Source organism: Lachnoanaerobaculum sp. OBRC5-5, from assembly GCF_000296385.1.
GTDB lineage: Bacteria > Bacillota > Clostridia > Lachnospirales > Lachnospiraceae > Lachnoanaerobaculum.
Genome location: NZ_JH815185.1, coordinates 973,442 through 1,000,007, shown reverse-complemented (window position 1 = coordinate 1,000,007; position 26,566 = coordinate 973,442). Strand labels below are relative to the sequence as shown.

Below are 26,566 nucleotides of genomic sequence, written 5' to 3'. Positions count from 1 at the left end.
TATGGACAATATTTTGACTATAAGAGATTTAAAAGTTGCTTTTCAAGTAAAGGGTAAACTTGCCTATGCACTTGACGGCATAAATATAGATATACCAAGGGGTAAGATAGTTGGAATAGTAGGGGAAAGCGGATGTGGAAAGTCTATGACCGCCATGAGTATTATGGGACTTATAAAAAATCCCGGAAAGATAGTCGGAGGAAGTATAGACTTTTGCGGCACGGAACTTACAAAATTGAGTGTAAGAGATTATGCAAAAATCAGAGGCAAGGATATTTCAATGATTTTCCAGGAGCCTATGACATCACTTAATCCGGTGGTGAAAGTGGGAAAGCAGGTAATGGAAGCCATTATTTTGCATGAAAAGATTTCAAAAGAAGAAGCAAAGATGCGTGTCATTGAAATATTTAATGAGGTGGGAATTCCGGAAGCGGAAAAAAGATTTAATTCATACCCTCATGAGCTTTCAGGCGGTCTAAGGCAGAGAGTAATGATAGGTATGGCAATGATATGTAAACCTAAACTTTTAATTGCCGATGAGCCTACAACAGCCTTGGATGTTACCATAGAAGCACAGATTTTAAAGCTTATGAAAAAACTGTGCGAATCTGTCGGAACATCAATTATAATGATTACCCACAATATGGGAGTTGTTGCCGAAATATGTGACTATGTATATGTAATGTATGCAGGCAGAGTTGTGGAGTCAACTCTGACAAAAACACTTTTTAACGAGACTGCACATCCATATACAAACGGACTTTTAAAGTCTATTCCTACTATCGGAAAAAAGCAGGACAGATTGTATACTATAAAGGGAAATGTACCGAATATCTTAAATTTGCCGGAGGGATGCAGATTTGTAGACAGATGCGATTATGCACAGGACATCTGTTTTTCTTCAAGACCGGCAGACGAGTACATAAAGGATAATCATATGGTTTCATGTTTCCTACATAAAAGGATAGAAGATGAAAAATGTAGTATTAAGTTTAAAAAACATAGTTAAGGAATTTCCTACATCAAAGAAAAATAAAAAAGTACATGCCATAAGTAATTTAAGTCTTGATATATATGAGAATGAGACCTTGGCTTTGGTTGGTGAGAGCGGATGCGGTAAGTCGACTCTCGGAAAATGTGCTATAGGACTTATAAGTCCGAACAGCGGTGAGAGTATCTTTCTTAATGAAAATATTTATGAAAAAAAGGGCGAAGAATTAAAGGAGATTAAGAAAAATCTTCAAATAATTTTTCAGGATCCGTATGCTTCTTTAAATCCCAGAATGACGGTAGGGGAGATTATTGCAGAGCCCATTATCACACATAATAAGGGGATGAAAAAGAAAGATGTAAAGCTAAAAGTCCTTGATTTGATGGAAGATGTCGGTATCAGAAAAGAATACTATAACAGATATCCGCATCAGTTTTCAGGAGGGCAAAGACAAAGAATAGGAATTGCCAGAGCAATAGCCCTAAATCCCAAACTTATAGTATGTGATGAGCCTGTATCAGCGCTGGATGTATCAATACAGTCACAGGTTTTGAACTTACTTAAGGATTTACAGGAGAAGAGTAAAGCATCGTATTTATTTATATCACATGATTTATCGGTGGTAAATTTTATTGCCGACAGAGTTTGTGTGATGTTTTTGGGCAAGATATGTGAAATAGGAAATACGGATGATATTTTTGAAAATCCTCTTCATCCGTATACAAAGCTTTTACTTGATGCCATTCCAAGCATTGAAAATGCGGGAAGGCAAAAAGAAATGCTTAAGGGGGAAATACCAAGTCCTATAGATGTTCCAAGGGGCTGCAGATTTCATACCAGATGTCCGTATTGCATGGAAGTTTGCAGAACGGATGAGCCTGTTTTGAGCGAAAAGAACGGCAGAAGTGTAGCCTGTCACAGGGTAAAATAAGTTTTGTGAGATGGTTTAATGGAAGAAATTAAAAAAAACAATAAAAATAATATTATAAAAAATGATATAAAAAGATTTGTCGTTATAACTTTGGCGGCTGTTTTGATGGCTGTCAATATCAAGACCTTTGTAAGAACCGGAGACCTTTTCCCGGGAGGTGCGACAGGTATTACTCTGCTTATTACCAGATCTGCAAGAATGTTTTTTAATGTGGAATTGCCGTATACAGTGGTAAATATTATATTAAATGCTATACCTGTATATATAGGTTTCAGATTTATAGGAAAGAAATTTACACTATTTTCCTGCTGGGTTATATTGCTTGCAGGCTTTTTGGTGGATATTATTCCGGGATATGTGATAACAGAGGATATATTGCTTATAACAATTTTCGGAGGAATGATAAACGGCCTTGCTATAAGTGTTTGTCTTCTTATGAATGCCACTACAGGAGGAACCGACTTTATTTCTATTTTCTTATCAGAGAAAAAAGGAATGGATGCATTTAATATCATCCTTGTAGGAAATGCGGTAGTACTTTTGATTGCAGGACTTTTATTCGGCTGGGATAGAGCGCTCTATTCGATTATTTTTCAATACGTTACAACAACTGTTATACATGTATTGTATAGAAAGTATCAACAGATTACACTGTTCATTGTTACAGATCATCCTAACGAGGTTTGTGAGATAATTTCAGAAATCAGTCACCATGGTGCCACAACATGGAAGGGAGAGGGACATTACAATCATTGTGAGAGAACGCTTGTATACTCAATAGTATCAAGCGCCGAAGCTGATAAAGTGGTAAAGGCAATCAAAGAAATAGATAAGGCCGCATTTATAAATCTTATAAAGACACAACAGCTCCTTGGAAGATTTTACAGAAGAAGAGCGGATTAGAAAATATACTTGTTTAAAAGCGGTCAAATTCTTATAAGTAAAGAAATTTGGTCGCTTTTTGTTTTTAAGAAAGAGGTATAGAAATGAAATTATTGGATGTCTGCAGTATATATAAAGGATTTGAATATCTGAAAGAATTTTTGAAAATTGTTCATTTGGGGCTGACGGATTTTGATTTTTGGTATTTGATGGATTATGAACAGGCTGTGTGGAGAATAAAGGGATTGCAAGAAAGATACCCTTACAGAAAGTTGGTACCCTTTGCAAGAAGAGGTGACAATGATGATATAGTTTGCTTTGACATCGACAGAGGCGGAAGGGTTCAAAAAATCCACGATTTTGCAAGTGCAGGATGGGAACAGAGAAAGGACTATGAAAGCTTTTGGGATTGGTTTAGAGAAGCAATAGACGAGATGATAGAAGAAGGGGAATATGATGAAATATGAAGAATTAAGCAAGGAAGTTTGGTGAAACAATATAGTTAAAGTTTAATAGCAATAGTAATTGACACTAATGTATAATCTGTGGTATAAAATGGATTAAATAAAAAAATTAGAAAAAGATGGGTGAATAGGATGAAAAACAGAATAAAGAGTAAAGAATAATCCGATACTTTATTTGTATTCAACTTATGGAGCAATAGATTCACTAAATACAAATATAAAGAACCTTAAAGCACTTGAAGAAGCCGTATTTATAAAATTACCGAATATAGGTATACACTATGACAATCTAAGGAATACCATTATAAGGGAGAGTACAAAAGCAGGAAATTCTGTATATTCTGCAAATATACCTATAATATCAAATGGATTTGGAAGATTTCTTGGAGCTACAAATATGCCGAAGAATGCCGGCTTAATGTCTACAATAGGGGCATATTATAGAGTGGTGTATATAAAGGGATTTTTCGGTACTGCAGACGGTATTTATAGTACAGTGGCACATCCTATAAAAACTGTAGAGGGATTAACAGATATATTAGTGAACCCCGGGATGTTAGAGTTAAATTGTCTATTAAATATAAAAGAAATGAATTGATAGATTTTTTTAAAAGAGAGCCTGTGACAATATCTGGAGAAGCGGATGGCGATTGGCTATATATCTATGAAAGAAATGAGTTTAAGTTGATCTTATCACTGTCTACATATTGTGAAAATATAGATATTGCAATTTGTTATAATGAGAAAATTGTATATGACAAATCATTTGAACATATTGGAGAAATTTATAGATTAAATATATATGAAGTTCAAATAGTTGGTGAGCTTCAGAATATAACTTTAAATAAGTTTCCACAGATATCTGCTATTATAGAGAACAAGGAAACTAACCATAATAGTGATACCAAGACTTCAAGAATATCTATATTATTTGATGAATTTGATTTTTTTGAATTTTTTGAATCAGATCCTACAGTCATTGGAACTGAGAAAGATGGTAGATTACAGTATTTCTATCAAACAGAAGATTTTAAAATGATTTTTGATTTATCGATATATGAACATAAAGTCAATATATCAATTTCTCACAATAATGATATAGTGTACAGTGAACAGTTCAACTCGGTTGAAGAGATTAGGAAAGTGGATGCCGATACGCTAAGAATGATAACAGAAGATAAGTGGATAATTGTAAGAAAGTGGTCACAAATTTCTGTACAAGTTGAAGATAGGCTGGAATAAAATTATTCTGTATCAATGAGTGTTAGGGAGGATATTAAGATAATGGGAGCATCAGCATTAATGTTTAGGAAAGGTGAATATCCAACAGAAAAAGACTTGGATATAATAATTGATATATTTACCAAGATGAAGTTCTATTCAAGTGGTAAAGATAAAGAAAAATTAAGTAAAGGCGAATGTTTTAGTATCAGCTTTACTAATGATCATTGGAGAAGAAGATGGGATGATGAAGAATATCAATGGGATTCACTGGATGATAATGATCATATCATAATTTACTTCTATCCTAATGTGGAAATAAATTATGGCGAATATATTCCAAGCATGGGAGAAACAGTACCTGATTTTCTTTACTTTGAAGATATTTCAGGTAGAGGCAGATTATTACTGGAATTCCTGCATAGATATTTTAAATTGTTTCCGGAAGATGTATTTATGGAGGAGTACTTTTATACAAAGGATGATATAGATAAGTTATATGCGAAGGTACCATGGAATGAGACTTGGATGTATGAGGATCCTAAAACATTCTAAATTATACTATTGATATTTTTTAAGAAGAGCTGTTTTATATCTAACAGCTCTTCTTTACTAAAGAGTTGATAAACTTATAGATTGGTTTAGAGAAGCAATATATGAGATGATAGAGGAAGGGGAATACGATGAAATATGAAGAATTAAGCAAGGAAGTTTCATACGCACTTCGACATGCACCTTGGGAGTATGAACTTGAAATGGATGAAGAAGGTTGGGTAAGTATTGAACAGCTTTTGAATGCGCTGAATACAGAAGGTAAGTTTGGAAATATAACAAGGAACGATTTGGCTGTTATGATTGATAAGTCTGAAAAGAAAAGACATGAAATAAAGGCGGGAAAAATAAGAGCTATGTACGGGCATTCCATACCGATGCATATAGTAAAGGAAGAGAAGGTTCCACCTGATAAATTATATCATGGTACTACAAGGAGATTTATTGAGAGCATAAAAAAGAACGGACTTTTACCTATGAGCAGACAATATGTACATCTGTCAGCTGATATAGATACAGCAAAAAAAGTAGGTCTTAGGCGTGACAAGAGTCCATGTATATTGGAAATTGATTCTAAGAGAGCGTATGAGGACGGAGTGGCATTCTATCATGGAAATGAAAAAGTATGGCTGGCAGACAATATACCTTGGTGTTATATAACGGAATTATAGTGAGTAATAGAGTTAATAATACTGTAGTTTTTACATAAATATTTTAAAATCTATAAGGAAGGTATTTCTTAAGCAAGCTAAGTCAAAGAATGCAGGCAGAAGATTGGGCAAGTAAAATATAAGACAAAATACAAACCTGTAAAAAAGTTTTATAAGAAGAACTCAGAAGGTTTAGTGAGGTTAATAAAATAATGGGAATTTCTGCTGCTATATTTAGAAAAGACGAATATGTAACGGAAAGAGATTTAGATGCAATAATTGACATATTTGTTGAAATGGAATTTTATGCTAGTGGTAAATCTAAAGATAAAGAAAGTAATGTATGGAGCGTTAGCTTTGTAAATGATCATTGGAGAGAGGTGTGGGATAGGCCAAAATATGTATATGATGAGTTTAGAAATGATAGTGCAATAATATATTTTTACGAGGACTCAAAAGAGGAATTAGATAGTTATGTTCCGATTTTGGGTAAGGTATCAACATGTTTTTTGATTTTTGAGGATATAGCATATAGAGAAATTATGATGCCTGAATTTTTACATAGATACTTTAGTGTGTTTCCTGAAGATATATTTTGGGTAGATTATTTTTATACAAAGAGTGATATAGATAAGGTATATGCAAAACTGCCATGGAATGAATTATGGGCGTATGAAGACCCTAAAACGTTCTAAATTATACTATTGATGTTTTTAAGAGCTGTTTTATATATAACAGCTCTTCTTTACTAAAAAGTTGATAAACCTATAGATTGGGTTAGAGAAGCTATAGACGAGATGATAGAAGAAGGGGAATACATGGAAATGAAAAAGTCTGGCCGGCAGACAAAATAACGCCTTGCTATGTAAGGGAATTAAATTGATAAATAGATTTGATGAGATAAAGGAGATTTTTAATAATGTGGCGCACAGGTATATTAAGAAAAAGAATAAGAGCTAATAAAGAAGACATGGAAAAAGTTATAAACATTTTAATGTCAATGGGATATACACATTGTTCGATTCATGATTCAAATGATCTTTACTGGTTGTCTGCAAGTATACTTGAAGATGATGATGAAAGTAATATAAAAAAAAGAGTTTATTATCCGGATGTAAGTATGTTCCTGGTGGAGAGAGATAGAGAAGGGGTGTATAAGTTTTTTTATCCAAGAGAAAATTGCTATTATTATGCATATATTTATTTTGATGACATTAAAGAAAAAGAATTGAAAATATCGGAGTTTTTATATAGATATTTTAAACTCTTTCCTGAGGATATTTTCTTAAATGAGTCAGGATATGTTTATACAAAAGAAGACATTGAAAAAGCATACTGTAATAAAGATCTAAGTTGGATATACAGCAGTCCGGATGCTTTGTAAAAAAGATCTCTTGTGGCAGCAGTATAAGAAGGGGATGTATATATGATATGTGAGGGAAGAATATTAGAAAAATTTGAGGGCAGAAGTATAACTCTTGAGTGCAGGATGTGGAAAATACTTGATGCTATGAACTATCATAGAAGAGTGATGATAGGTAAAAGAGATTGTGATCTTATATTGTCTAAGGAAGATAATGAATACGATTTTTTTGATGAAGAAGATCCCACACCAATGATTCAAATTTATGCTTATGTAGGTATAAAGGAGGTTTTCACAAGAAAATCAAGAAAAAATGAGCTTGTTACCTTTTTTCGCTTTCCTGATTTGATTGGAATAGAACTTACCATATTGGAAATAGTACACAGATATATGGAAGAATACCCAAATAGCGCATTCTATATTGATAACGGTTATACATTCAGAAAACATCATATTGATGCAATATATAATATGCCTGAGCCTGATGCAGAGTGGATTTATAAAAGCCCGGATATGTATAAAAAAGGATTATATAGATAAGTTATATGCTTAACAGGACTATTTTGTGGCAGCAGTATAAAATGGAGAATTATATATGATATGTGAGGGAAGAATATTACAAAAATCTGAGGGTAGAAAAACATCTATCGGTGTCAGCATGTGGAAAATACTTGATGCTATGAACTACAATAGAAGATTGATGATAGGTAAAAGAGATTATGATATTATACTGTCTAAAGAAGACAGTGAATATGATTTTTTTGATAAAAAGGATCCTGCACCAATGATTCAGATTTATTCTTATGTAGATATAAAAGAGATTTTCATAAGAAAGTCAAGGAAACAGGGGCTTGAGACCTTCTTTCGTTTTCCGGATATGATTGGAAAAGAACTTATCATATTGGAAATAGTACACAGATATATGGAGGAATATCCAAATACCGCATTCTATGTTGATAACGGTTATACATTCAGGAAACATAATATTGACGCAATATATAATATGCCTGAGCCTGATGTAGGGTGGATTTACAAAAATCCTGATAAATATGATAAGAGTAAACACTAAAAAATAATTTTGGGAGGATATTAAGGTAATGGGAGCATCAGCGTCAATGTTTAGAAAAGGTAAATATGTAACAGAAAAAGACTTGGATATAATAATTGATATATTTACTGAAATGGGATTTTATTCAAGTAATAAGTTGAATATTACTTCAGGTGAAAGAGTATATTCAACTGTGAGTTTTTTTAATGATGAGTCGATAAGAAAGTGGGATGAGAACGAATTTGATTCATTAGATGATAATGACAATATTAGAATTTACTTCTTTCCTAATGTGGAAATAGAGCTTGGAGAATATATTCCAAGTATGGGAGAAGAAGTACCGGATTACCTTAACTTTGAAGATATTTCAGGTAGAGGCAGATTATTACTGGAATTTTTGCATAGATATTTTAAATTGTTTCCGGAAGATGTATTTAGGCGAAGTCACTTTTATACAAAGGATGATATAGATAAGTTATATGCGAAGGTACCATGGAATGAGACTTGGATGTATGAGGATCCCGGTACATTTTAGATTGTTTTTGAAGAACTTGAGGAGATATTAAAGTGATGGCAACAGCAATGAGACTTTTAAGAAGTGAAATTCACCCTGATTATACAAGAATAGAAGAGATAATAAATATTTTTGTATCATTAGGTTATACAAGATTTAGTATGGATGATAAAATAGATGTTTATATATTAACAATAGCTATGCCGATTACTGATGATGAGTTAGTTAATTCAGAGAACCTTAAAAAGAGTACAATTATTTATATCGATTTAATAGAGAACGATGAGGAAATGTATTATTGTCCCAAAACTTGTAAAAAATATTACTCTTATTTATTTTTTGAAAATGTTAGCTCTAGAGAAATAATAATATTGGAATTTTTACATAGATATTTTGAACTTTATCCGGATGATATATTTTGGGACTGTGATAAGTTTTTTATACTAAAAAATACATAGATAAAATATATTCAAAAACTTATGATCCTAATTGGTTATATATTAGTCCGGATAGTTTTTAAGTTAGAGGGAGCAGATAATGATATATGAGGGTAGGATATTAAATAAAGGCTGTATAGAGAAGAGATTTATTGCGTATAAATTTGTAGATATATTGAGAGAACTTGGATATATTAAATATATAGTTCTTGAAAAGGAAACTACAGACCTAATATATATAAAGAAAGGAAACGATAAATTTTTTTTAAATAAGAATGATACTTCATCTTTATTAAACGTATATGCATACAAAGAATGTAAAGAGTTTCCGACTAAAAAAGCAGAGAGTGCAGGACTTGAAACTTTTTTCAGATTTACAGATATACTTGGCAGAGAGCTGGTTATACTTGAAATATTACATAAATATATGGAAAAGTATAGCGATTCTATATTTTATATAGATAATGGACTTTATTTTACAAAGCAAGATGTAGATAGAATTTATAATTTAAAAGAACCGGATGCAGAGTGGATTTATAAAAATCCTGATAAATATAAAAAGAAGAGTAAATAATAAAAATATTAATTTAGGGAGTACAGTAAGATAATGGGAGCATCGGCATCGCTGTTTAGAAAAGGTGAATATCCAACAGAAAAAGACTTGGATATAATAATTGATATATTTAGAAAGATGAAGTTTTATGCAGGTGGTAAAGATAAAGAAAAATTAAGTACAGGCGAAAGTTTCGGTATCAGTTTTATCAATGATCATTGGAGCAGAAAATGGGATGATGACGAGTATCAATGGGATTCACTGGATGATAATGATAACATTATAATTTATTTTTATCCGAAGCCGAAAGAATCACATGAATACTATATTCCAAGTATGGGAGAAACAGTGCCAAGTTATATTATTTTTGAGGATATATCAGGTAGAGAAAGACTTTTATTGGAATTTTTTCGTAGATATTTTAAGCTTTTTCCTGAGGATGTATTTATGGAGGAGTACTTTTATACAAAGGATGATATAGATAATTTATATGCAAAACTACCTTGGAATGAATTATGGGCGTATGAAGACCCTAAAACGTTCTAAGTTATACTATTGATGTTTTTAAGAGGAGCTGTTTTATATCTAACAGCTCTTCTTTACTAAAAAGTTGATAAACTTATGGATTGGTTTAGAGAAGCTATAGATGAGATGATAGAAGAAAGTGAATACATGGAAATGAAAAAGTCTGGCCGGCAGACAAAATAACGCCTTGCTATGTAAGGAAATTAAATTGATAAATAGATTTGATGAGATAAAGGAGATTTTTAATAATGTGGCGTGCAGGTATATTAAGAAAAAGAATAAGAGCTAATAAAGAAGACATGGAAAAAGTTATAAACATTTTAATGTCAATGGGATATACACATTGTTCGATTCATGATTCAAAGGACTATTACTGGTTGTCAGCAAGTATACTTGAAGATGATGATGAAAGTAATATAAAAAAAAGAGTTTATTATCCGGATGTAAGTATGTTCCTGGTGGAGAGAGATAGAGAAGGGGTGTATAAGTTTTTTTATCCAAGAGAAAATTGCTATTATTATGCATATATTTACTTTGATGACATTAAAGGAAGAGAATTGATAATATCGGAGTTTTTATATAGATATTTTAAACTCTTTCCTGAGGATATTTTCTTAAATGTGTCAGGATATGTTTATACAAAAGAAGACATTGAAAAAGCATACTGTAATAAAGACTCAAATTGGATATATAGCAGTCCGGATGCTTTGTAAAAAAGCTCTCTTGTGTCAGCAGTATAAGAAGGGGATGTATATATGATATGTGATGGAAGAATATTAGAAAAATTTGAGAAAATAAATATATTTGTTGATGACAGGATGCAAGAAATACTTGATGCTATGAACTACCATAGAATAGTGAATATACGTAAAAGAGATTGTATTATTATACTGTCTAAGGAAGATAATGAATACGATTTTTTTGATGAAGAAGATCCCACACCAATGATTCAAATTGATGCTTATGTAGATATAAAGGAGGTTTTTACAAGAAAATCAAGAAAAAATGAGCTTGTTACCTTTTTTCGCTTTCCTGATATGATTGGAAAAGAACTTACCATATTGGAGATAGTACACAGATATATGGAAGAATACCCAAATAGCGCATTCTATGTTGATAACGGTTACACATTCAGAAAACATCATATTGACGCAATATATAATATGCTTGAGCCTGATGTAGGGTGGATTTATAAAAGCCCGGATATGTATAAAAAAGGATGATTCTGGTCAGGACAAACAGATAGTATTGGAGGAATGGATGTTGCGAAAAAAATAGCAAAAAATAAAGGAGGAGTTACATTAGAATCTACGATTGATGATACGAATATTGTAATGCCTGAATGGGATTTTAATGCTCCTTCAAGTGTAACAGCTTGGGAGGAAGCTTCGAATGTTTACGCAGAGCAAGTATCTGGTGAAATAAGAGCTGTAGTTGGTAGCGAACTAAGACCAGGAAATATTTGGGAAAATATCGAATTACCAAGATTGAAGGCCAATCCAAATGTTACTAAGATTACAACAATAGATCCTAAAACAGGGGTAGAAAAAATTATATTCGAGAGGTAGAAATGAAAATTACAGGAACAAGATCAACAATTACTTTTGATTTAGAGAATGGTTTCCTCTTAAAAGCACAAGGAGAATTGTTGATTAATAAAAAATTTGTTGTTTATAAAGATAGTATGACACATTGGGAACCCCCTCATGAAAATCTTCCGATAACTCCAAGAGAAATAGACAATATTATTAACATGGCTAAAAAAATGGAGAGCGATCAAACTATTCGATTGGACTTTATATAATTATGTTGAACTTTATATATTCTAAGTAAACCTGTGGCAATAGATATCCCTTATGATTCAATTAAGAATTTGAAAGTTCCATGGGGAGAATTTACAATTAGAAAATTAGGAGGCAATTAAAATGAGTTTAACTAAAATAACTTGGGAGGAGTTTGATACCTTTGAAAAGATTGAATCACCAAAAGGATATGATTTTCGAACACATGAAGGAAAATACTACACTTTTGGTGAGTTTGGAGTAGCTTCAGTTCGTCGTATCTTTGAGATTAATCCTTCTGATTTTAACGAATATTTATTAGGTAGGAGAACGGCACGTGAAATAGATTATTATGTATCACCACTTAAGTAAAAGAGGTTTGAAATGAAACCAACAAAACTAGGCTGGGAAGATGTTATCCAGTTCGAATAAGTAAAAGGTTACGGTCAGCATATCTGGAGAGATGGTAATCATCTTTATTACGTTACCGAGGAGGGAGGAATTGCCCCTCAGCGTGTGGTTTATGAATTACCAAATGAGTTATTTGCATTACTAGAGAGTGGGGAAAGAACGGAGTTAGAAGTATTAAATAAGCTTCAGACTGATCGTTGGCCACCAACGGAAGAAGGAAAGAAAGCTAGTGAGAAACGATTCATAGAAGAGAGTCCTACATCATTAATTGATTTACCTGAAACTACAGAGTTATTTATTAAGGAAGAGCTTGAAAGATTAATTCCAATTGCTGAGCAAATGTGGATTGACTGGAGAGGCAAACTTCCAGATGATTATGTATCACCACTTAAGTAACAGATATATACAATGATACCAACGAGATCTTCACTCTTAAACGAGTGGTGAAGAGGATGGTGGATGATTTTGAAAAAGATAACCCAGGATTTTTTTATAATCCATCTAAGACGTTTATTGATTTGTACATGAAATCAGGCTTCTATATCGCAGAACTCGTTAAGCGATTATATAATAGCAAATGTCTGAAAAATACATTTCCAAATTTTGAAGAACGTTTAAAACGTATCCTAGAAAATCAAGTTTGTGGATTTGTGCCTTCACCATTTATCTATAATATTTCCACTAATTTTATCTTTGGAAATCTTTCTCGAGATATTAGTAGAAAGAACTTTGTTCTAGAAGATACCATCCCTGCGGCTAAAGAAGGGAAACTACAAAAATTGGTAGATAAATATTTTGAGTAGAAGAGTAATTGTTCATCAAGTATGTTTGTAAGTTCAGTACTGAAATCAGAGTCTCTGGTAGTGGTAGTAAAAGGCTTAATCCATTGGGCTTTAATACCCATTTCACGCATATATTTGCCTACAGTGCGCTCAGTAATAGTTTCACCTGACTTACGAAGTTCTTTGGTTATTTTAGGAGCACCATAGTTTTGTTTTGAAGCATCATAAATAAGCCGGATATTCTTCTTAATAGCTTCCTTCCTCTGAATAGCAGAAGATATTTTTCTATTAAGAAAAGAACGATATCCGGATCGAGACACACCCAAAAATTTAAGCATTCCGGAAGTAGAGACACGGTGCCCATTTACTTTAGCTGCCTCTACCTTTGCAGAAACCTCTGTATAGATAGCAATAGTTAACTTTTCCCCAGAATGCTTATGGCTTTTTTTAGTACATCAAGAGCATCCTGAGCATCACGTAGCTCACGTTTGAGGAGAGCTATTTCTTTTGCATCATCAGATTGATAGTTAACTGAGCCACGAACGGGAATGTCACCATCATTATTACGAAATTGACTTTCCCATTTGGCAAGTGTACTAACACCAATGCCAAGATTCTTGGCACATTCAACTTGAGTAAGATCCGGATGTTCATTTCGATAGTTGATAGCATCCAGCTTAAACTGTTTTGAGTGATGGTTTCTTTTACTTGACATAATGAGTTCCTCCTAAGGTTTATTATATAACAAATAAGGAAATATCTCATTTTGTTTTGTACTAAATATATTCTAACACCAACATCATCTGAATGTGGATAAGCTAAGAGAAGAGGTAGCAAAAGGAGGACTTGTTTTAGACTGGATAAACGAAGTCATAGACAAAATCTATGTTTATGATAAGAATACGGTTGAGATTGTTTGGAGATTTGAGGAAGGTGATGAAAAAGATGGATAAAAAAGACGAGATGATGCTTGTAAATCATGAATCCCTTGTAAAAAAGATTTATATTATTAGGGGACAGAAAGTTATGCTTGATTTTGAACTGGCAGAGATTTATGGGTATGAAACAAAAGCTTTTAATCAGCAAGTAAAAAGGAATATTGAAAAATTTGATGAAGATTTTATGTTCCGATTAACTGACGAGGAAGTATCTGAACTTTCAAGGTCACAAAATGTGACCTTGAATAAGAGTGCAGGAAGAGGTAGTAATATTAAGTACAATCCTCATGCTTTTACCGAGCAGGGAATCTATATGCTGATGACAGTTCTCAAAGGAGAGCTTGCGGTCAAGCAGAGTAAAGCTCTGATTCGTACCTTTAAGAAGATGAAAGACTACATCGTAGAAAATCAAGGGTTGATTGGGAAAAGAGAGTTTTTACAGCTTTCGATGCAGATCACAAGTAATGTCGTGGAAATGCAGGATTTAAGACGAGATTTAAGAGATGTGGAAGATCAGGTAGCAGAAGTGATGGACACCTTAAATAACGTGGTGCATAAATCTGAGCTGTCTGATTTGATTCTCGACCTTAGCAATCCACAGCTCAAATATGGATTTTTACTTTTGAATGGACAGCCGGTCGAAGCGAATCTTGCTTATAAGGACATTTATAGCATAGCGAAAAAGAGTATTTATATCGTCGATAACTACATCGGAGTGAAAACCTTGGTCTTGTTAAAAGATGTCCCTTCATCGGTAGAGGTCATTATATTCAGTGATAACATCGGCAAAGGACTTCATACCCTTGAATATCAGGATTTTTGTAAGGAGTATCCGTTTAGAAAGATAACATTCCAAAAATCCTGTGGAGAGTTTCATGACAGATACATTATTATCGACTGGAATACCGAACATCAGAGAATCTATCATTGTGGAGCATCTTCCAAAGATGCAGGGCAAAGAATCACAAGCATAACGGAAGTGGTCGATCAGATGATTTATACAGACCTTATCAATAACCTATTGAAAAATCCGGTGTTGAAGTTAAGATAGAAGTGAAGCAGATTGGAAATTTAATAAAATGTATCCAATACTTGACACAAGGGCAGTAAAGAAAAAGATAAATTAAGTACAGGCGAAAGTTTTAGTATTAGTTTTATTAATGATCATTGGAAAAGAAAATGGGATGATGACGATTATCAATGGGATTCGTTTGATTATAATGATAATATTATAATTTATTTTTATCCGAAGCCGAAGGAATCACATGAATACTACATTCCAAGTATGGGAGAAACAGTGCCAAGTTATATTATTTTCGAGGATATATCAGGTAGAGAAAGACTTTTGTTGGAATTTTTTCGTAGATATTTTAAGCTTTTTCCTGAGGATGTATTTATGGAGGAGTACTTTTATACAAAGGATGATATAGATAAGTTATATGCAAAACTACCTTGGAATGAATTATGGGCGTATGAGGATCCTAAAACATTCTAAATTACACTCTTGCAATTTATCTTCATTTATGCTATCCTAAGATGTACTTTGTAACGAGTCTACTTTATGTAACCGTTAAATTTTTAAAAGAGGTGAATTATGAAACAGGGAATACATCCAAATTATTATCAGGCAACAGTAACTTGCAACTGTGGTAACACATTTGTAACAGGTTCAACAAAGGAAGATATCCACGTAGAAATTTGTTCTAAGTGCCATTCTTTCTATACAGGTCAGCAGAAATCAGCTCAGGCACGTGGTCGTATCGAGCAGTTTAACCGTAGATATGGTGTTAAGGCTGAATAATAAAATAAAGAAATACTATTTATTAGGGGGAGTCAGGCAGGTGTCTGGCTCTTTTTAAATAGATTACGGAGTAAATATGAAATATTCAGGAATAGGCGGACAGGCTGTTATAGAAGGCATCATGATGAAAAACGGTGACAGATATTCTACAGCTGTAAGAAAGCCGGATAAAACAATTGCGGTAATGGAAGATAAATATGAGAGCTTGACTACAAGAATGCCGATATTGGGACTTCCGTTCCTTAGAGGTATATTTTCATTTATAGACTCATTGGTTTTGGGAATGAAAACATTGTCATATTCAGCAAGCTTTTTTGAAGACGATGAGGATTCAAAGCCTTCAAAGTTTGAAGAAAAGTTGATAGCAATTTTTGGAGATAAGCTGGATAAAGTTATAATGACTGTTACGATGTTTATTTCAGTAATAGCATCCATAGCAATATTTATGGTCCTGCCGATGCTTCTCAGTAATATTATTAAATTGAAAATTGATAATTACTATGTAATTGCAATTTTTGAGGGAATAATAAGAATAGCAATATTTATCTTCTATATAAAAATGATATCAAGAATGGAAGATATTAAAAGAACATTTATGTATCATGGAGCGGAGCATAAATGTATAAACTGTATTGAACATGGTCTTGAGCTTAATGTGGAAAATGTTATGAAGAGCTCAAAGGAGCATAAGAGATGTGGCACAAGCTTTATTATCATTGTAATGATGATAAGTATACTTTTCTTTATGGTAATCAGAGTTGATACCATATGGCTTAGAGCGGTATCAAGAATTGTTCTGGTACCTGTTATAGCCGGAGTAAGCTACGAGTTTTTAAGAATTGCAGGAAGAAGTGATTTCTGGCTGGTGAATCTTATAAGTAAGCCGGGACTTTGGATGCAGGGACTTACAACTAAGGAGCCTACACCTGATATGGTTGAGGTAGCTATTGCAGCAGTTGAAAGAGTATTTGACTGGAGAGTATACTTAGAGGAAAACTTCTGATATGAAATATATTGAGGCTTTTGATAAATATGTAAAGCTGTTGGAAGAAAAAAACTTCAAGGATGCAAAAAGTGACATACTCCTGCTTATATATGAGATATTTGATTTTGATTTTTCAAAATGGACGATGTATAAGTATGATGAAATAGAGGATATATCAAAGCTTGATACATTGAATGAATATGTAAAAAAAAGGCTTGTTCATATGCCTATACAGTATATCTTAAATAAGGCATATTTTTGTGGACTTCCACTTTATGTAAATGAGAATGTACTGATTCCCAGATTTGATACGGAAGTACTGGTTGAAGAAGTTTTAAAGATTTCAAAAAAAGATAAGAGTAAGAGAATACTTGATATTTGTACAGGTTCGGGAGCTATAGCCATTGCATTAAAAAAGCTTGGAGGATTTGAAAGAGTTGATGCTCTGGATATATCGGATAAGGCACTTGAAGTTGCAAAAAAAAATGCAAAGGAGCTTAATCTTGATATCAATTTTTTAAAGAGCGATATGTTTTCAAGCTTAACATGTGAAAATAAATATGATATCATAGTATCCAATCCGCCGTATATACAGAGCGATGTTGTAGATACTTTGGAAAGTGAAGTTAAAGATTTTGAACCGAGGCTTGCACTTGACGGAGATGTTGACGGCATGAAATTTTATAAAATAATTGCCGAAAACTATGAGGAGTATTTGGCAAACAACGGAGTATTGGCTCTTGAAATAGGCTATGATGAAGCGGATGATATAAGAGCTTTGTTTGAAGGCAAAAATGTAGTGATAAAAAAGGACCTGGCAAACTTAGACAGAGTTGCAATAATATACAGTTAAATAAAATAAATCATAAGAGGAAAAGATGTTTGATAATTTAGAAGATATAGTAGTACATTATGATGAAATCATGGCGGAGCTTGCCAGTGGTGATGTGGCTAACGATCAAAACAGATTCAGAAAGCTGATGAAGGAGCAATCAGATCTTGCACCATTAGTGGAAACTTACGTAGAATATAAAAAAGCAAAGCAATTACAGGTGGATGCACTTGAAATGCTTGAGATGAATGATGAAGAAATGAAGGAGATGGCAAAGGAGGAACTTGCCGAGGGTAAGAGACTTGAAGAGGAACTTTCTGAAAAGTTAAAGATTTTACTTTTGCCAAAAGATCCTAATGATGATAAGAATATAATGCTCGAAGTCAGAGCCGGAGCAGGCGGTGACGAGGCGGCACTTTTTGCAATGCAGCTTTATCGTATGTACACTCATTATGCCGAGTCTCAAAACTGGAAAGTTGAGATGATTGATGTAAATGAGAACGGTATAGGCGGATACAAGGAAGTTGTGGCAATGGTAAGCGGTAAGGGTGCTTATTCAAAGCTTAAGTACGAGTCGGGAGTTCACAGGGTACAAAGAGTACCTGAGACAGAGTCGGGCGGAAGAATACATACTTCCACAGCATCCGTTGCGGTAATGCCTGAGGCTGAGGAAGTTGATGTACAGATTGATATGAATGATGTCAGAATAGATGTTATGAGAGCCAGCGGAAACGGTGGACAGTGTGTCAATACTACAGACTCTGCGGTTCGTCTTACTCACTATCCTACAGGTATTGTTATTTACTCTCAAACAGAAAAGAGCCAGCTACAAAACAAGGAAAAGGCATTTGCACTTCTTAGATCAAAGCTTTATGAAATAGAGCTTGAAAAAAAGCAAAGTGCTGAGGCGGCAGACAGAAGAAGCCAGATCGGTACAGGTGACAGATCTGAAAAAATCAGAACTTACAACTTCCCACAGGGAAGAGTAACCGATCACAGAATAAATCTTACCTTATATAAACTTGATAAGATAATGAATGGCGACATTCAGGAGCTTATAGACGGCTGTATTGCGGCGGACCAGGCTGCAAAACTTGCCAAACTTAATGAACAATAGGAGGCTATCATGGAAATAAAGGATTTAGATTGGGGAAATATAGGTTTCAACTACAGAATTACTGATTACAGATATGTCAGCAATTTTAAAGACGGAAAATGGGATGACGGAGAGCTTTTGACAGACTCAAATGTTACGATAAATGAGTCGGCAGGTATTTTACAGTATTGCCAGGAAGTTTTTGAAGGTTTAAAGGCATACAGAACAAAGGACGGACATATAGTTACATTCAGACCTGATCTAAATGCAAAGAGAATGCATGATTCAGCTAAAAGACTTGAGATGCCGCCGTTTGATGAGGAGAGATTCCTTGAAGCGGTAGATAAGGTTGTACTTGCAAATGAAGCATGGGTGCCGCCTTTCGGTTCGGGAGCGACACTTTATATAAGACCTTGTATGTTTGCCTCATCACCTGTAATAGGAGTTAAGCCGGCTGCAGAGTATCAGTTCAGAATGTTTGTAACACCTGTAGGACCTTATTTTAAGGGCGGTGCAAAGCCTATCACAATTACCGTAAGTGAGTTTGACAGAGCCGCACCGAGAGGTACGGGACATATAAAGGCAGGACTTAATTATGCTATGAGTATACATCCTCTTATGGAAGCTCATAGAAACGGATTTGATGAGAATATGTATCTGGATGCGGCTACAAGAACATATGTCGAAGAGACAGGAGGCGCAAACTTTATCTTTATTACAAAAGATAATACGGTAGTTACACCGAAGTCAAATTCAATATTGCCTTCAATTACAAGAAGATCACTTCTTTATGTTGCAGAGCATTATCTTGGACTTAAGACAGAGGAAAGACCGGTTGCCTTTGATGAAATAAAGGAATTTAAAGAAGCGGGACTTTGCGGTACCGCAGCTGTTATTTCACCTGTAGGAAGAATCTACAGAGGAGAAGAAGTAATAAGCTTACCTGCCGGTATGGAAGGAATGGGTGAGATTACAAAGAAACTTTATGACACACTTACCGGAATACAGATGGGTGAAATTGAAGCACCACAGGGATGGATCAGAAAAATAAAATAATGAAAAAGTTTAAAGTAAATATTAACAACGAAGTATTTGAATACGAAGAGAATACAAGTTATTTTGATATTGTAACGGAGCATAAGAAAAAGGCACTTTTAGTCAAAGTAGATGGTAAATTGCAGGAGCTGCATAAGACTTTAAAATCTGATATAAAACTTGAATTTGTTACTTTAAGTGATGCTATAGGGCGTTCTACATATGAAAGAAGTGCCGTACTTATACTTTTAAAGTCTATTAAAGATATATATGGTGAGAATATAAAACCTATTGTGGAATTTTCTACCGGAAACGGACTGTTTATCAGAATGAACGGTGAAACGGATTTTGATATTGATAAAATAGACGGCAGGATGAGAGAAATTGTGGATGAAAATATCAGAATAGAGAAGATGAGTGTTCATACCGATACTGCGATAAAGATGTTTCATGATGCAGGTTTTTTTGAAAAGGAAAAACTTTTTAAGTTTAGAAGAGTGTCCAGAGTAAATATATATAAGCTTGAGGACTATATAGACTATAACTACGGATATATTGTGTATTCAACAGGATTTGTAAATAAATTCAGCCTGACAAAATATAAGGACGGACTTGTTCTAATTATACCTAAGAAGGATAACCCCGAAGTGGTGGAAGAGTTTGTACCTGAAGAAAAAATCTTTAATGAGCTTAATAATGCCAGTAAGAATGCTGAAGATATGGGAGTTGCCGATGTAGGTTCTCTAAATGAGATGATTGCAAACGGTATGACAAATGAAATGATTCTTATTTCTGAAGCATATATGGAAAAGAAGATTGGAGATATTGCGGATGATATCGTAAAAAGAGGCAATGTAAAACTTGTTATGATTGCAGGTCCGTCTTCATCAGGAAAGACTTCATTTTCACATAGACTCAGTATACAATTAAGATCTCACGGATTAAAACCTCACCCGCTTGAGGTGGACAATTACTTTAAGAATAGAGAAGATACACCGAGAGATGAACATGGTGAGCTTGACTTTGAATGTCTGGGTGCAATGGATATTGAAAAGTTTAATGAAGATATGTTGGCTCTTTTGAACGGGGAAGAAGTGGAGATTCCAAGCTTTAATTTCAAAATCGGACAGAGAGAATACAACGGAAACTTCTTAAAGCTTGGTAAGGATGATATTCTTGTTATAGAGGGTATACACTGTTTGAATGATGAACTTTCATACAGATTGCCTAAGGACAGCAGGTATAAAATATATATAAGTGCACTGACTCAATTAAATATAGACGAGCACAATCGTATACCTACTACAGACGGCAGATTACTCAGAAGAATGATAAGAGATGTCAGAAAGAGAGGGACTTCACCTACCAAGACAATTTCAATGTGGGATTCTGTAAGAAGAGGTGAAGAAAAGTATATATTCCCATATCAAAGCAGTGCGGATGCCACTTTCAATTCGGCTCTCAACTACGAGATTGCAGTTATAAAGCAATATGTTGAGCCGGTACTGTTCAGTGTACAAAAGGACAGCAAGGAATATCCCGAGGCAAAGAGACTTTTAAAGTTCCTTGACTATTTCCTGGGTATACCGAGTGATAATGTGCCTTCAAATTCTATTTTAAGAGAATTTATAGGTGGAAGCACATTTAATGTATAAACTCTAATAATCTCCCGACATATCTTTAAAGTTATGTCGGGATTTTTTATTGATAAAGTTGACGGCTTAATAACTTTTAAGTATAATTGATTTAAGGAGGGGGGAACTTGTACAATATATATTTTTATAAAGATAAAGATGGGAAAGAATTATGAATAGTGCGATTGGGCAGAATGCTTTAGAATTTATAGATTCGCTTTTAACACCTGAAGAAATATTGGAAAGTGACTTAAGAGTTGCTCTGATAGGAGAACTTATTAAAGCGAGACAAGAAAGAGGATTGAGTCAAAAGAAATTAGAAGAATTAAGTGGTGTAAAACAGCCTGTAATAGCAAGGATGGAAAAAGGACAAACAAGTCCACAACTTGATACGATATTAAAAGTCTTGGCACCATTGGGAAAAACACTTGCGATTGTACCATTAAACAGCAAATAATAGTTGTGAAAAAGTCTTATTATATGGATATCTATAATTGAGTGCAGACTTTTGATAGAAATATGTATCTAATGGAGCATAGAAATCCATTTTAAATCAATAACGTCATTAAGAGATGCTTAATGTGCAAGATGTCAAAAGGGTAAAATATCATGTTTAGAGTATCGATACCTATTTCAACCATATCAGAAAATTTAAAAATGAACTTATTAAAGAGATAGAGCAGACAGAACAATAAATGATACAGAAGAGAGAAGGTTAAGAACGAGGAACAAAAAATAATAGTAATATTTTTAAATTGATGGTACAATGCCAAATAGTTAGTAGATACTAACTAAATTGGAAGTTGTATTAAAGAACTAAGGAAAGAGCTTGTTTTTGTAATAAGCGTGCTGGGAGAAAGTAAAATATGAAGGAGTTTTTGAAACAGGAGATATTATGGGCGCTATTTATTCTAGTAGTGCAAATAATAGCCGGCTTTTTGGTTACGCATTTTATACTCCATACTACGTGGGACTTGAAAAGCACTATATCTGGTTATTCGTTTATAGTATTTTGGGGACTTTATTTAATCATTAAAATATGTATTGCAATTTTCAAGAGAGTTAAATCTCAAAAAGATAGAAATGTTTAATTTCAAAAGGGGATGTCCGGAAGTAAAATCACTTATTTCCGGACATCCCCTTATTCTTATTTAAATTTTGATACAAAGTTTTGAATTTTAAGTGTCGGTGACAGACTCTTACCTATTGAAACATCATGGTTATATGAGTTTATAATAGCGGCAAGATACTTTGTCATATCTGCTTCAAGATACCATGGCTTTGTAAGAAGTTCAGGGTTTCTGTAATGTACATTCGTTGTACAAACATAATCTATAAGTCCAAGATTATGGAATTCATCAAACTTATCAAGACCGTTTGTGAAAAGTCCGAATGTAGCACAGATAATTATTCTCTTTGCATTTCTCTTTTTAAGCTCTTTTGCAGTATCAAGCATACTTTCACCTGAAGAAATCATATCATCCATGATAATGACATCCTTGCCGTCCACACTGCTTCCAAGGAATTCGTGAGCAACTATAGGATTTCTGCCGTCAATTACCTTTGAATAATCACGTCTCTTATAGAACATACCCATATCCACACCAAGGTTGTTTGCAAGATAAACCGCTCTGTTCATAGCTCCTTCATCAGGGCTTATGATCATCATATCATCTTTGCTTACCTTCAAATCCGGTACATTTTCAAATAATGCCTTTACAAACTGATATGTAGGCATGAAATTGTCAAATCCTGTAAGAGGAATGGAGTTTTGTACTCTCGGGTCATGTGCATCAAAAGTGATAATATTGCTTACACCCATATCCGCAAGTTCCGCAAGTGCCAGAGCACAATCAAGAGATTCTCTCTTGGTCTTTTTATGCTGTCTGCTCTCGTATAAGAAAGGCATGATAACATTTACTCTTTTTGCATTGGCAATACTTGCGCTGATAATTCTCTTAAGATCCTGATAGTGATCGTCAGGTGACATATAGTTTGTAAAACCGTTCAGCTTATAGCTGAGAGAGTGGTTTAACACATCCACCATTACAAATATATCTGTACCACGAACTGATTCTTTTATTATTCCCTTGGCTTCACCTGAACCGAATCTGGGGCAGGCAATATCCAGAAGATAATTATCACAGTCATAGCCTCTGTAATGCAAGTCCATCTTACTGTTCATAAGTTCAGTAGTATCATTTCTTCTAAACTCAACAATATAGTCATTGACTTTCTTTGCAAAATCATAGCAACTTTCAAGAGCGGCAATCTTTAGAGGCGCTATAGGCAATTGATCTCTAAAAACAAAATCGTTTGGCATTTCTTTCTCCTAGGTACTTAAGATTTGTAAAAACTACAAATATTATTATTCATTTACGAAGATACTATACACTATTAAAAATGTGAAGTCAACAATATAACTTTCAATCTCTTGACTATAAAAATTTGATTTCAAAATAAAAATTGTTTAAAAACTAACAATATTATGTATTGAAAGATTGAGTTCATCAGCATAGTGCATTTCAATATATGAAACGGTCTTATTGACTACTTCGGTATATTGATGAAGAGAATGATTTCTTGCTAAAAGACAGTATTTTTTAATGAATTTTCTTGTTATAATTCATCTATAAAATAATGATACTATAATATTGTGCTATTTTAAAGATATCGGTTCACTGTTTTAATTTGCAAAATTAAGAAAAATGCGAAAAAAGCCAATGCATAACAGAGCGGATATTATTGAATATATTCCAGGAGGGAAATATATGAGAGTCATAGATGATTTAAATAAGGACTGGCTTTTCAAAAAGAATATTGAAGTCACCGACAAACTTATAATAGATGAGAGCTTTGATATGATAAATGTTCCCCACAGCTATAACGGCTTTGACGGTCAGGATGGTGGAAATGACTACTATAAAGGTAAAGCAGTATATGTAAAGAAGCTTATCAGACCGCTTGTACACCCGGAGAGTGATTTTATCTTAAATTTTGAAGGAGTAAATTCTGTAGCAAGAATATATATTGACGGCGAGTTTGTACAGGAGCATAGAGGCGGATATTCAAGATTCAGAGTTAATATAACAAGATTCTTTGAGAAAAAAGATGTTATTATGTTGGCTGTAGAAGTGGATAATGCCAATCATTCCGATGTATATCCTCAGATGGCTGATTTTACATTCTATGGTGGTATATACAGAAATGTAAGTCTTATATCGGTGCCTAAGACAAGATTTGATATAGAGTATTATTCTGGCAGTGGTGTTGCTGTTACTTCAAAGATTGAAGGAGAAGATGCAATAATTGACATTACCGCATATGTAAAAGATCCAAATGAATCAGATATGGTAATGGTTGAGATAAAAGATGGTGACAGTTATGAGGATGTAGGTTTTGTTGTTGCACCTGCAAAGAAGATAACAAAGCTGAGCCTGAAAATAGATGATGCCCATCTTTGGAACGGTGTAAAAGATCCATTCTTATATAAATTGAGTGTAAAGCTTGTAAGACATAATGAAGTACTTGACAATGTAGAGGTAAATCATGGTATCAGAGAATATTATGTAGACCCGGACAAGGGATTTTTCTTAAATGGAAAGAGCCTACCTCTTAGAGGTGTGAGCAGACATCAGGACAGGCTTGGAAAGGGTAATGCACTTGCAGAGCTTGACCATTTTGACGATTATGACTTGATAATGGACGTAGGTGCCAACAGTGTAAGGCTGGCACATTATCAGCAGGATGATTATTTCTATGAGCTTTGTGACAGATATGGACTTGTAGTATGGGCTGAGATTCCTTTTATATCGAGAATGAATAAGAATCCAAAAGCACATGAGAATGCTATGGAGCAGATGAAAGAGCTTATTTATCAAAATTATAACCATAGCAGTATACTCTTCTGGGGAATTTCAAATGAGATAACCATTGCGGGAGATATTCCGGGACTTACAGATAATTTAAGAGAGCTTGATGAACTTGTAAAGAGTATTGATAAAACGAGACTTACAACAATGGCTCAGGTGTCAATGCTTCCTATGGATTCAGATCACAATCAGATCACAGATATACTGGCATACAATCTATACTTTGGATGGTATGGCGGAAAGTATACAGATAATGAAGTATGGTTTGATAAGTTTAGAGCTATGCATCCAAACAGAGCGGTAGGGCTTTCAGAGTATGGTTGTGAGGGTATTATAAGTTGGCATTCAAATACACCTGAATGTAAGGATTATACAGAGGAGTATCAGGCACAGTATCATGAGCATATGGCAAAGCTTCTTTCTGAAAGACCTGAGATATGGGGCTCATATGTTTGGAATATGTTTGACTTTGGCTGTGATATGAGAGATGAAGGCGGTGTTAAGGGCAGAAACAATAAAGGTCTTGTAACCATAGACAGAAAAATAAAGAAAGACGCTTTCTATGTATATAAGGCATATTGGTCAGATGAGAAATTTGTTCACATCGCAAGTAAGAGATTTGCCATCAGAAGTGATGAAAAGATAAATATAAAGATCTATTCAAATATGGAAAAGGTAAAGTTGTTTGTAAACGGCAATGACCTTGGCGAAAAGAAAGGCGGAAAGATTTTTGTATTTGAGAATGTAAGCCTTGATATGGGGGCAAATTATATAAAAGCGGTAGGCGTAAGTGATGATGAAGAAATATCTGACAGAACCACATTTGTCAGAGAAGAGAAGCCTTTTGCGGGATATGTAAGACCTGCTGATGAAGAGGAAGCAGAAGGAGTTAAGAACCGGTTTGAGGATATGTACAAGGAGAGTCTTGAAGCAGAAAAGCTTGAATTTAACCCTGAATTCTTCAGCATAAAGGATACAGTGGAAGATGTAGTCAGAAATGATGAAGCAGGAGATATATTAGTATCTATTGTAAATCAGTTTGGAACAATGAAGGTTAAAAAGAGTATGCTTGGAATAATGGGTGGCATGCTTGTAGAAGAAATGTCTTCATTTTTCAGCCCTGATAAGGCGGATCCTGAAAAGATACTTGCACTTATAAATAAGAAGTTACAGGAAATTAAGAAATAAGATATTAAGTAAAATTATGATTATTTAAAAGCCTCAAACCGGGGCTTTTTTTATTTGCATTATATTCGAATGAAGTGTTG

The 26,566-nt window shown here is 34.0% G+C and carries 35 protein-coding genes and 2 pseudogenes; 34 read left to right on the top strand and 3 right to left on the bottom strand.

The window, feature by feature from the left end; translation table 11 throughout:
- The first annotated feature begins 1 nt into the window (after nt 1).
- From HMPREF1135_RS04635 to HMPREF1135_RS13905, 23 genes are all read left to right on the top strand, one after another.
- Nucleotides 2–1,009 (top strand): ABC transporter ATP-binding protein, encoded by a 1,008-nt coding sequence (locus HMPREF1135_RS04635; protein WP_007592530.1) that lies wholly within the window; start codon nt 2–4, stop codon nt 1,007–1,009.
- On the top strand, nt 972–1,922 hold the full coding sequence (locus tag HMPREF1135_RS04630; protein WP_007592528.1) for an ABC transporter ATP-binding protein: 951 nt from the start codon (nt 972–974) through the stop codon (nt 1,920–1,922). The genes HMPREF1135_RS04635 and HMPREF1135_RS04630 overlap by 38 nt, the downstream gene beginning before the upstream one ends.
- An 18-nt stretch (nt 1,923–1,940) precedes the next feature.
- Nucleotides 1,941–2,825, top strand: coding sequence for a YitT family protein (locus tag HMPREF1135_RS04625; protein ID WP_007592526.1), 885 nt, complete (start codon nt 1,941–1,943; stop codon nt 2,823–2,825).
- Between the two features lie 83 nt (nt 2,826–2,908).
- Nucleotides 2,909–3,271: an SMI1/KNR4 family protein gene (locus HMPREF1135_RS04620; protein ID WP_007592524.1), complete on the top strand. Its 363-nt coding sequence runs from the start codon at nt 2,909–2,911 to the stop codon at nt 3,269–3,271.
- Nucleotides 3,272–3,443: 172 nt separating this feature from the next.
- Nucleotides 3,444–3,866 carry a hypothetical protein gene (locus HMPREF1135_RS04615; protein WP_007592522.1) on the top strand — a complete coding sequence of 141 codons (423 nt, stop codon included), beginning with the start codon at nt 3,444–3,446 and terminating at the stop codon, nt 3,864–3,866.
- Between the two features lie 23 nt (nt 3,867–3,889).
- Nucleotides 3,890–4,510, top strand: a complete 621-nt coding sequence (locus HMPREF1135_RS13530) for a hypothetical protein (RefSeq protein WP_156804100.1) — start codon at nt 3,890–3,892, stop codon at nt 4,508–4,510.
- Nucleotides 4,511–4,552: 42 nt separating this feature from the next.
- Nucleotides 4,553–5,044, top strand: coding sequence for a hypothetical protein (locus tag HMPREF1135_RS04605; protein ID WP_007592518.1), 492 nt, complete (start codon nt 4,553–4,555; stop codon nt 5,042–5,044).
- A 128-nt stretch (nt 5,045–5,172) separates the two neighbouring features.
- A complete protein-coding gene (locus HMPREF1135_RS04600) occupies nt 5,173–5,712 on the top strand; it encodes an RNA 2'-phosphotransferase (RefSeq protein WP_007592516.1) in 540 nt (179 codons plus the stop codon).
- A 191-nt stretch (nt 5,713–5,903) separates the two neighbouring features.
- Nucleotides 5,904–6,386 (top strand): hypothetical protein, encoded by a 483-nt coding sequence (locus HMPREF1135_RS04595; RefSeq protein WP_007592514.1) that lies wholly within the window; start codon nt 5,904–5,906, stop codon nt 6,384–6,386.
- A 224-nt stretch (nt 6,387–6,610) separates the two neighbouring features.
- Nucleotides 6,611–7,075: a hypothetical protein gene (locus tag HMPREF1135_RS04590; RefSeq protein WP_007592512.1), complete on the top strand. Its 465-nt coding sequence runs from the start codon at nt 6,611–6,613 to the stop codon at nt 7,073–7,075.
- Nucleotides 7,076–7,117: 42 nt separating this feature from the next.
- A complete protein-coding gene (locus HMPREF1135_RS04585; protein WP_007592510.1) occupies nt 7,118–7,594 on the top strand; it encodes a hypothetical protein in 477 nt (158 codons plus the stop codon).
- Between the two features lie 55 nt (nt 7,595–7,649).
- On the top strand, nt 7,650–8,123 hold the full coding sequence (locus HMPREF1135_RS04580; RefSeq protein WP_007592509.1) for a hypothetical protein: 474 nt from the start codon (nt 7,650–7,652) through the stop codon (nt 8,121–8,123).
- A 28-nt stretch (nt 8,124–8,151) separates the two neighbouring features.
- Nucleotides 8,152–8,637, top strand: coding sequence for a hypothetical protein (locus HMPREF1135_RS04575; protein ID WP_007592507.1), 486 nt, complete (start codon nt 8,152–8,154; stop codon nt 8,635–8,637).
- Nucleotides 8,638–8,672: 35 nt separating this feature from the next.
- Nucleotides 8,673–9,074 (top strand): hypothetical protein, encoded by a 402-nt coding sequence (locus HMPREF1135_RS04570; RefSeq protein ID WP_007592504.1) that lies wholly within the window; start codon nt 8,673–8,675, stop codon nt 9,072–9,074.
- Between the two features lie 79 nt (nt 9,075–9,153).
- The gene (locus HMPREF1135_RS04565) at nt 9,154–9,627 is read left to right on the top strand and encodes a hypothetical protein (RefSeq protein WP_007592502.1); all 474 of its coding nucleotides are present in this window, start codon (nt 9,154–9,156) and stop codon (nt 9,625–9,627) included.
- Between the two features lie 33 nt (nt 9,628–9,660).
- Nucleotides 9,661–10,152, top strand: a complete 492-nt coding sequence (locus tag HMPREF1135_RS04560) for a hypothetical protein (protein ID WP_007592500.1) — start codon at nt 9,661–9,663, stop codon at nt 10,150–10,152.
- 227 nt (nt 10,153–10,379) lie between these two features.
- Nucleotides 10,380–10,844: a hypothetical protein gene (locus tag HMPREF1135_RS04555; RefSeq protein WP_007592498.1), complete on the top strand. Its 465-nt coding sequence runs from the start codon at nt 10,380–10,382 to the stop codon at nt 10,842–10,844.
- Between the two features lie 42 nt (nt 10,845–10,886).
- On the top strand, nt 10,887–11,354 hold the full coding sequence (locus HMPREF1135_RS04550) for a hypothetical protein (RefSeq protein ID WP_007592496.1): 468 nt from the start codon (nt 10,887–10,889) through the stop codon (nt 11,352–11,354).
- A 33-nt stretch (nt 11,355–11,387) separates the two neighbouring features.
- Nucleotides 11,388–11,699 carry a hypothetical protein gene (locus tag HMPREF1135_RS04545; RefSeq protein WP_007592494.1) on the top strand — a complete coding sequence of 104 codons (312 nt, stop codon included), beginning with the start codon at nt 11,388–11,390 and terminating at the stop codon, nt 11,697–11,699.
- A gap of 2 nt (nt 11,700–11,701) precedes the next feature.
- On the top strand, nt 11,702–11,935 hold the full coding sequence (locus HMPREF1135_RS04540; protein WP_007592492.1) for an Imm74 family immunity protein: 234 nt from the start codon (nt 11,702–11,704) through the stop codon (nt 11,933–11,935).
- A 121-nt stretch (nt 11,936–12,056) separates the two neighbouring features.
- Nucleotides 12,057–12,284, top strand: coding sequence for a hypothetical protein (locus tag HMPREF1135_RS04535; RefSeq protein ID WP_007592490.1), 228 nt, complete (start codon nt 12,057–12,059; stop codon nt 12,282–12,284).
- A gap of 144 nt (nt 12,285–12,428) precedes the next feature.
- Nucleotides 12,429–12,719, top strand: a complete 291-nt coding sequence (locus tag HMPREF1135_RS04530) for a hypothetical protein (RefSeq protein ID WP_007592489.1) — start codon at nt 12,429–12,431, stop codon at nt 12,717–12,719.
- Between the two features lie 59 nt (nt 12,720–12,778).
- On the top strand, nt 12,779–13,126 hold the full coding sequence (locus HMPREF1135_RS13905) for a hypothetical protein (protein WP_156431765.1): 348 nt from the start codon (nt 12,779–12,781) through the stop codon (nt 13,124–13,126).
- A gap of 83 nt (nt 13,127–13,209) precedes the next feature.
- Here HMPREF1135_RS13905 and HMPREF1135_RS14435 read toward each other — a convergent pair.
- Nucleotides 13,210–13,443: pseudogene (locus HMPREF1135_RS14435) on the bottom strand (IS3 family transposase); the annotation flags it as partial.
- A gap of 77 nt (nt 13,444–13,520) precedes the next feature.
- The gene (locus HMPREF1135_RS04520) at nt 13,521–13,820 is read right to left on the bottom strand and encodes a transposase (RefSeq protein WP_007592488.1); all 300 of its coding nucleotides are present in this window, start codon (nt 13,818–13,820) and stop codon (nt 13,521–13,523) included.
- A 94-nt stretch (nt 13,821–13,914) separates the two neighbouring features.
- On the opposite strand from HMPREF1135_RS04520, the gene HMPREF1135_RS14005 reads away from it, so the two are divergent.
- From HMPREF1135_RS14005 to HMPREF1135_RS04475, 10 genes and pseudogenes are all read left to right on the top strand, one after another.
- Nucleotides 13,915–14,058: a hypothetical protein gene (locus HMPREF1135_RS14005; protein WP_158609907.1), complete on the top strand. Its 144-nt coding sequence runs from the start codon at nt 13,915–13,917 to the stop codon at nt 14,056–14,058.
- A complete protein-coding gene (locus HMPREF1135_RS04515; RefSeq protein WP_034243354.1) occupies nt 14,051–15,094 on the top strand; it encodes an ORF6N domain-containing protein in 1,044 nt (347 codons plus the stop codon). The genes HMPREF1135_RS14005 and HMPREF1135_RS04515 overlap by 8 nt, the downstream gene beginning before the upstream one ends.
- Before the next feature lie 45 nt (nt 15,095–15,139).
- A pseudogene (locus HMPREF1135_RS14430) lies at nt 15,140–15,538 on the top strand (hypothetical protein); the annotation flags it as partial.
- Between the two features lie 99 nt (nt 15,539–15,637).
- Nucleotides 15,638–15,844: a 50S ribosomal protein L31 gene (rpmE, locus tag HMPREF1135_RS04505; protein WP_007592480.1), complete on the top strand. Its 207-nt coding sequence runs from the start codon at nt 15,638–15,640 to the stop codon at nt 15,842–15,844.
- 76 nt (nt 15,845–15,920) lie between these two features.
- Nucleotides 15,921–16,847, top strand: a complete 927-nt coding sequence (locus HMPREF1135_RS04500; RefSeq protein WP_007592475.1) for a DUF1385 domain-containing protein — start codon at nt 15,921–15,923, stop codon at nt 16,845–16,847.
- A 1-nt stretch (nt 16,848) separates the two neighbouring features.
- Nucleotides 16,849–17,682, top strand: a complete 834-nt coding sequence (prmC, locus tag HMPREF1135_RS04495) for a peptide chain release factor N(5)-glutamine methyltransferase (RefSeq protein ID WP_007592474.1) — start codon at nt 16,849–16,851, stop codon at nt 17,680–17,682.
- Between the two features lie 25 nt (nt 17,683–17,707).
- Nucleotides 17,708–18,778: a peptide chain release factor 1 gene (prfA, locus tag HMPREF1135_RS04490; RefSeq protein WP_007592472.1), complete on the top strand. Its 1,071-nt coding sequence runs from the start codon at nt 17,708–17,710 to the stop codon at nt 18,776–18,778.
- Nucleotides 18,779–18,787: 9 nt separating this feature from the next.
- Complete coding sequence (locus HMPREF1135_RS04485) at nt 18,788–19,813, top strand: branched-chain amino acid aminotransferase (protein ID WP_007592471.1); 1,026 nt, start codon at nt 18,788–18,790, stop codon at nt 19,811–19,813.
- Entirely contained in the window at nt 19,813–21,447 is a 1,635-nt protein-coding gene (locus HMPREF1135_RS04480) for a nucleoside kinase (RefSeq protein ID WP_007592470.1), read from the top strand. Before HMPREF1135_RS04485 ends, HMPREF1135_RS04480 begins: the two co-directional genes overlap by 1 nt.
- 151 nt (nt 21,448–21,598) lie before the next feature.
- Complete coding sequence (locus HMPREF1135_RS04475) at nt 21,599–21,883, top strand: helix-turn-helix domain-containing protein (RefSeq protein ID WP_007592468.1); 285 nt, start codon at nt 21,599–21,601, stop codon at nt 21,881–21,883.
- A 690-nt stretch (nt 21,884–22,573) separates the two neighbouring features.
- Here the strand turns inward: HMPREF1135_RS04475 and HMPREF1135_RS04465 are convergent.
- The gene (locus HMPREF1135_RS04465) at nt 22,574–23,749 is read right to left on the bottom strand and encodes a ribose-phosphate pyrophosphokinase (RefSeq protein ID WP_007592462.1); all 1,176 of its coding nucleotides are present in this window, start codon (nt 23,747–23,749) and stop codon (nt 22,574–22,576) included.
- 448 nt (nt 23,750–24,197) lie between these two features.
- Here HMPREF1135_RS04465 and HMPREF1135_RS04460 point away from each other — a divergent pair, with 448 nt between their 5' ends.
- Nucleotides 24,198–26,486: a glycoside hydrolase family 2 protein gene (locus tag HMPREF1135_RS04460; RefSeq protein WP_007592460.1), complete on the top strand. Its 2,289-nt coding sequence runs from the start codon at nt 24,198–24,200 to the stop codon at nt 26,484–26,486.
- The last annotated feature ends 80 nt before the right edge of the window (nt 26,487–26,566 follow it).

Coding starts and splice junctions, on each gene's coding strand:
- HMPREF1135_RS04635 (WP_007592530.1), top strand. CDS start 2: ATGGACAATATTTTGACTATAAGAGATTTAAAAGTTGCTTTTCAAGTA.
- HMPREF1135_RS04630 (WP_007592528.1), top strand. CDS start 972: ATGAAAAATGTAGTATTAAGTTTAAAAAACATAGTTAAGGAATTTCCT.
- HMPREF1135_RS04625 (WP_007592526.1), top strand. CDS start 1,941: ATGGAAGAAATTAAAAAAAACAATAAAAATAATATTATAAAAAATGAT.
- HMPREF1135_RS04620 (WP_007592524.1), top strand. CDS start 2,909: ATGAAATTATTGGATGTCTGCAGTATATATAAAGGATTTGAATATCTG.
- HMPREF1135_RS04605 (WP_007592518.1), top strand. CDS start 4,553: ATGGGAGCATCAGCATTAATGTTTAGGAAAGGTGAATATCCAACAGAA.
- HMPREF1135_RS04600 (WP_007592516.1), top strand. CDS start 5,173: ATGAAATATGAAGAATTAAGCAAGGAAGTTTCATACGCACTTCGACAT.
- HMPREF1135_RS04595 (WP_007592514.1), top strand. CDS start 5,904: ATGGGAATTTCTGCTGCTATATTTAGAAAAGACGAATATGTAACGGAA.
- HMPREF1135_RS04590 (WP_007592512.1), top strand. CDS start 6,611: ATGTGGCGCACAGGTATATTAAGAAAAAGAATAAGAGCTAATAAAGAA.
- HMPREF1135_RS04585 (WP_007592510.1), top strand. CDS start 7,118: ATGATATGTGAGGGAAGAATATTAGAAAAATTTGAGGGCAGAAGTATA.
- HMPREF1135_RS04580 (WP_007592509.1), top strand. CDS start 7,650: ATGATATGTGAGGGAAGAATATTACAAAAATCTGAGGGTAGAAAAACA.
- HMPREF1135_RS04575 (WP_007592507.1), top strand. CDS start 8,152: ATGGGAGCATCAGCGTCAATGTTTAGAAAAGGTAAATATGTAACAGAA.
- HMPREF1135_RS04570 (WP_007592504.1), top strand. CDS start 8,673: ATGGCAACAGCAATGAGACTTTTAAGAAGTGAAATTCACCCTGATTAT.
- HMPREF1135_RS04565 (WP_007592502.1), top strand. CDS start 9,154: ATGATATATGAGGGTAGGATATTAAATAAAGGCTGTATAGAGAAGAGA.
- HMPREF1135_RS04560 (WP_007592500.1), top strand. CDS start 9,661: ATGGGAGCATCGGCATCGCTGTTTAGAAAAGGTGAATATCCAACAGAA.
- HMPREF1135_RS04555 (WP_007592498.1), top strand. CDS start 10,380: ATGTGGCGTGCAGGTATATTAAGAAAAAGAATAAGAGCTAATAAAGAA.
- HMPREF1135_RS04550 (WP_007592496.1), top strand. CDS start 10,887: ATGATATGTGATGGAAGAATATTAGAAAAATTTGAGAAAATAAATATA.
- HMPREF1135_RS04545 (WP_007592494.1), top strand. CDS start 11,388: ATGGATGTTGCGAAAAAAATAGCAAAAAATAAAGGAGGAGTTACATTA.
- HMPREF1135_RS04540 (WP_007592492.1), top strand. CDS start 11,702: ATGAAAATTACAGGAACAAGATCAACAATTACTTTTGATTTAGAGAAT.
- HMPREF1135_RS04535 (WP_007592490.1), top strand. CDS start 12,057: ATGAGTTTAACTAAAATAACTTGGGAGGAGTTTGATACCTTTGAAAAG.
- HMPREF1135_RS04520 (WP_007592488.1), bottom strand. CDS start 13,820: ATGTCAAGTAAAAGAAACCATCACTCAAAACAGTTTAAGCTGGATGCT.
- HMPREF1135_RS04515 (WP_034243354.1), top strand. CDS start 14,051: ATGGATAAAAAAGACGAGATGATGCTTGTAAATCATGAATCCCTTGTA.
- rpmE (WP_007592480.1), top strand. CDS start 15,638: ATGAAACAGGGAATACATCCAAATTATTATCAGGCAACAGTAACTTGC.
- HMPREF1135_RS04500 (WP_007592475.1), top strand. CDS start 15,921: ATGAAATATTCAGGAATAGGCGGACAGGCTGTTATAGAAGGCATCATG.
- prmC (WP_007592474.1), top strand. CDS start 16,849: ATGAAATATATTGAGGCTTTTGATAAATATGTAAAGCTGTTGGAAGAA.
- prfA (WP_007592472.1), top strand. CDS start 17,708: ATGTTTGATAATTTAGAAGATATAGTAGTACATTATGATGAAATCATG.
- HMPREF1135_RS04485 (WP_007592471.1), top strand. CDS start 18,788: ATGGAAATAAAGGATTTAGATTGGGGAAATATAGGTTTCAACTACAGA.
- HMPREF1135_RS04480 (WP_007592470.1), top strand. CDS start 19,813: ATGAAAAAGTTTAAAGTAAATATTAACAACGAAGTATTTGAATACGAA.
- HMPREF1135_RS04475 (WP_007592468.1), top strand. CDS start 21,599: ATGAATAGTGCGATTGGGCAGAATGCTTTAGAATTTATAGATTCGCTT.
- HMPREF1135_RS04465 (WP_007592462.1), bottom strand. CDS start 23,749: ATGCCAAACGATTTTGTTTTTAGAGATCAATTGCCTATAGCGCCTCTA.
- HMPREF1135_RS04460 (WP_007592460.1), top strand. CDS start 24,198: ATGAGAGTCATAGATGATTTAAATAAGGACTGGCTTTTCAAAAAGAAT.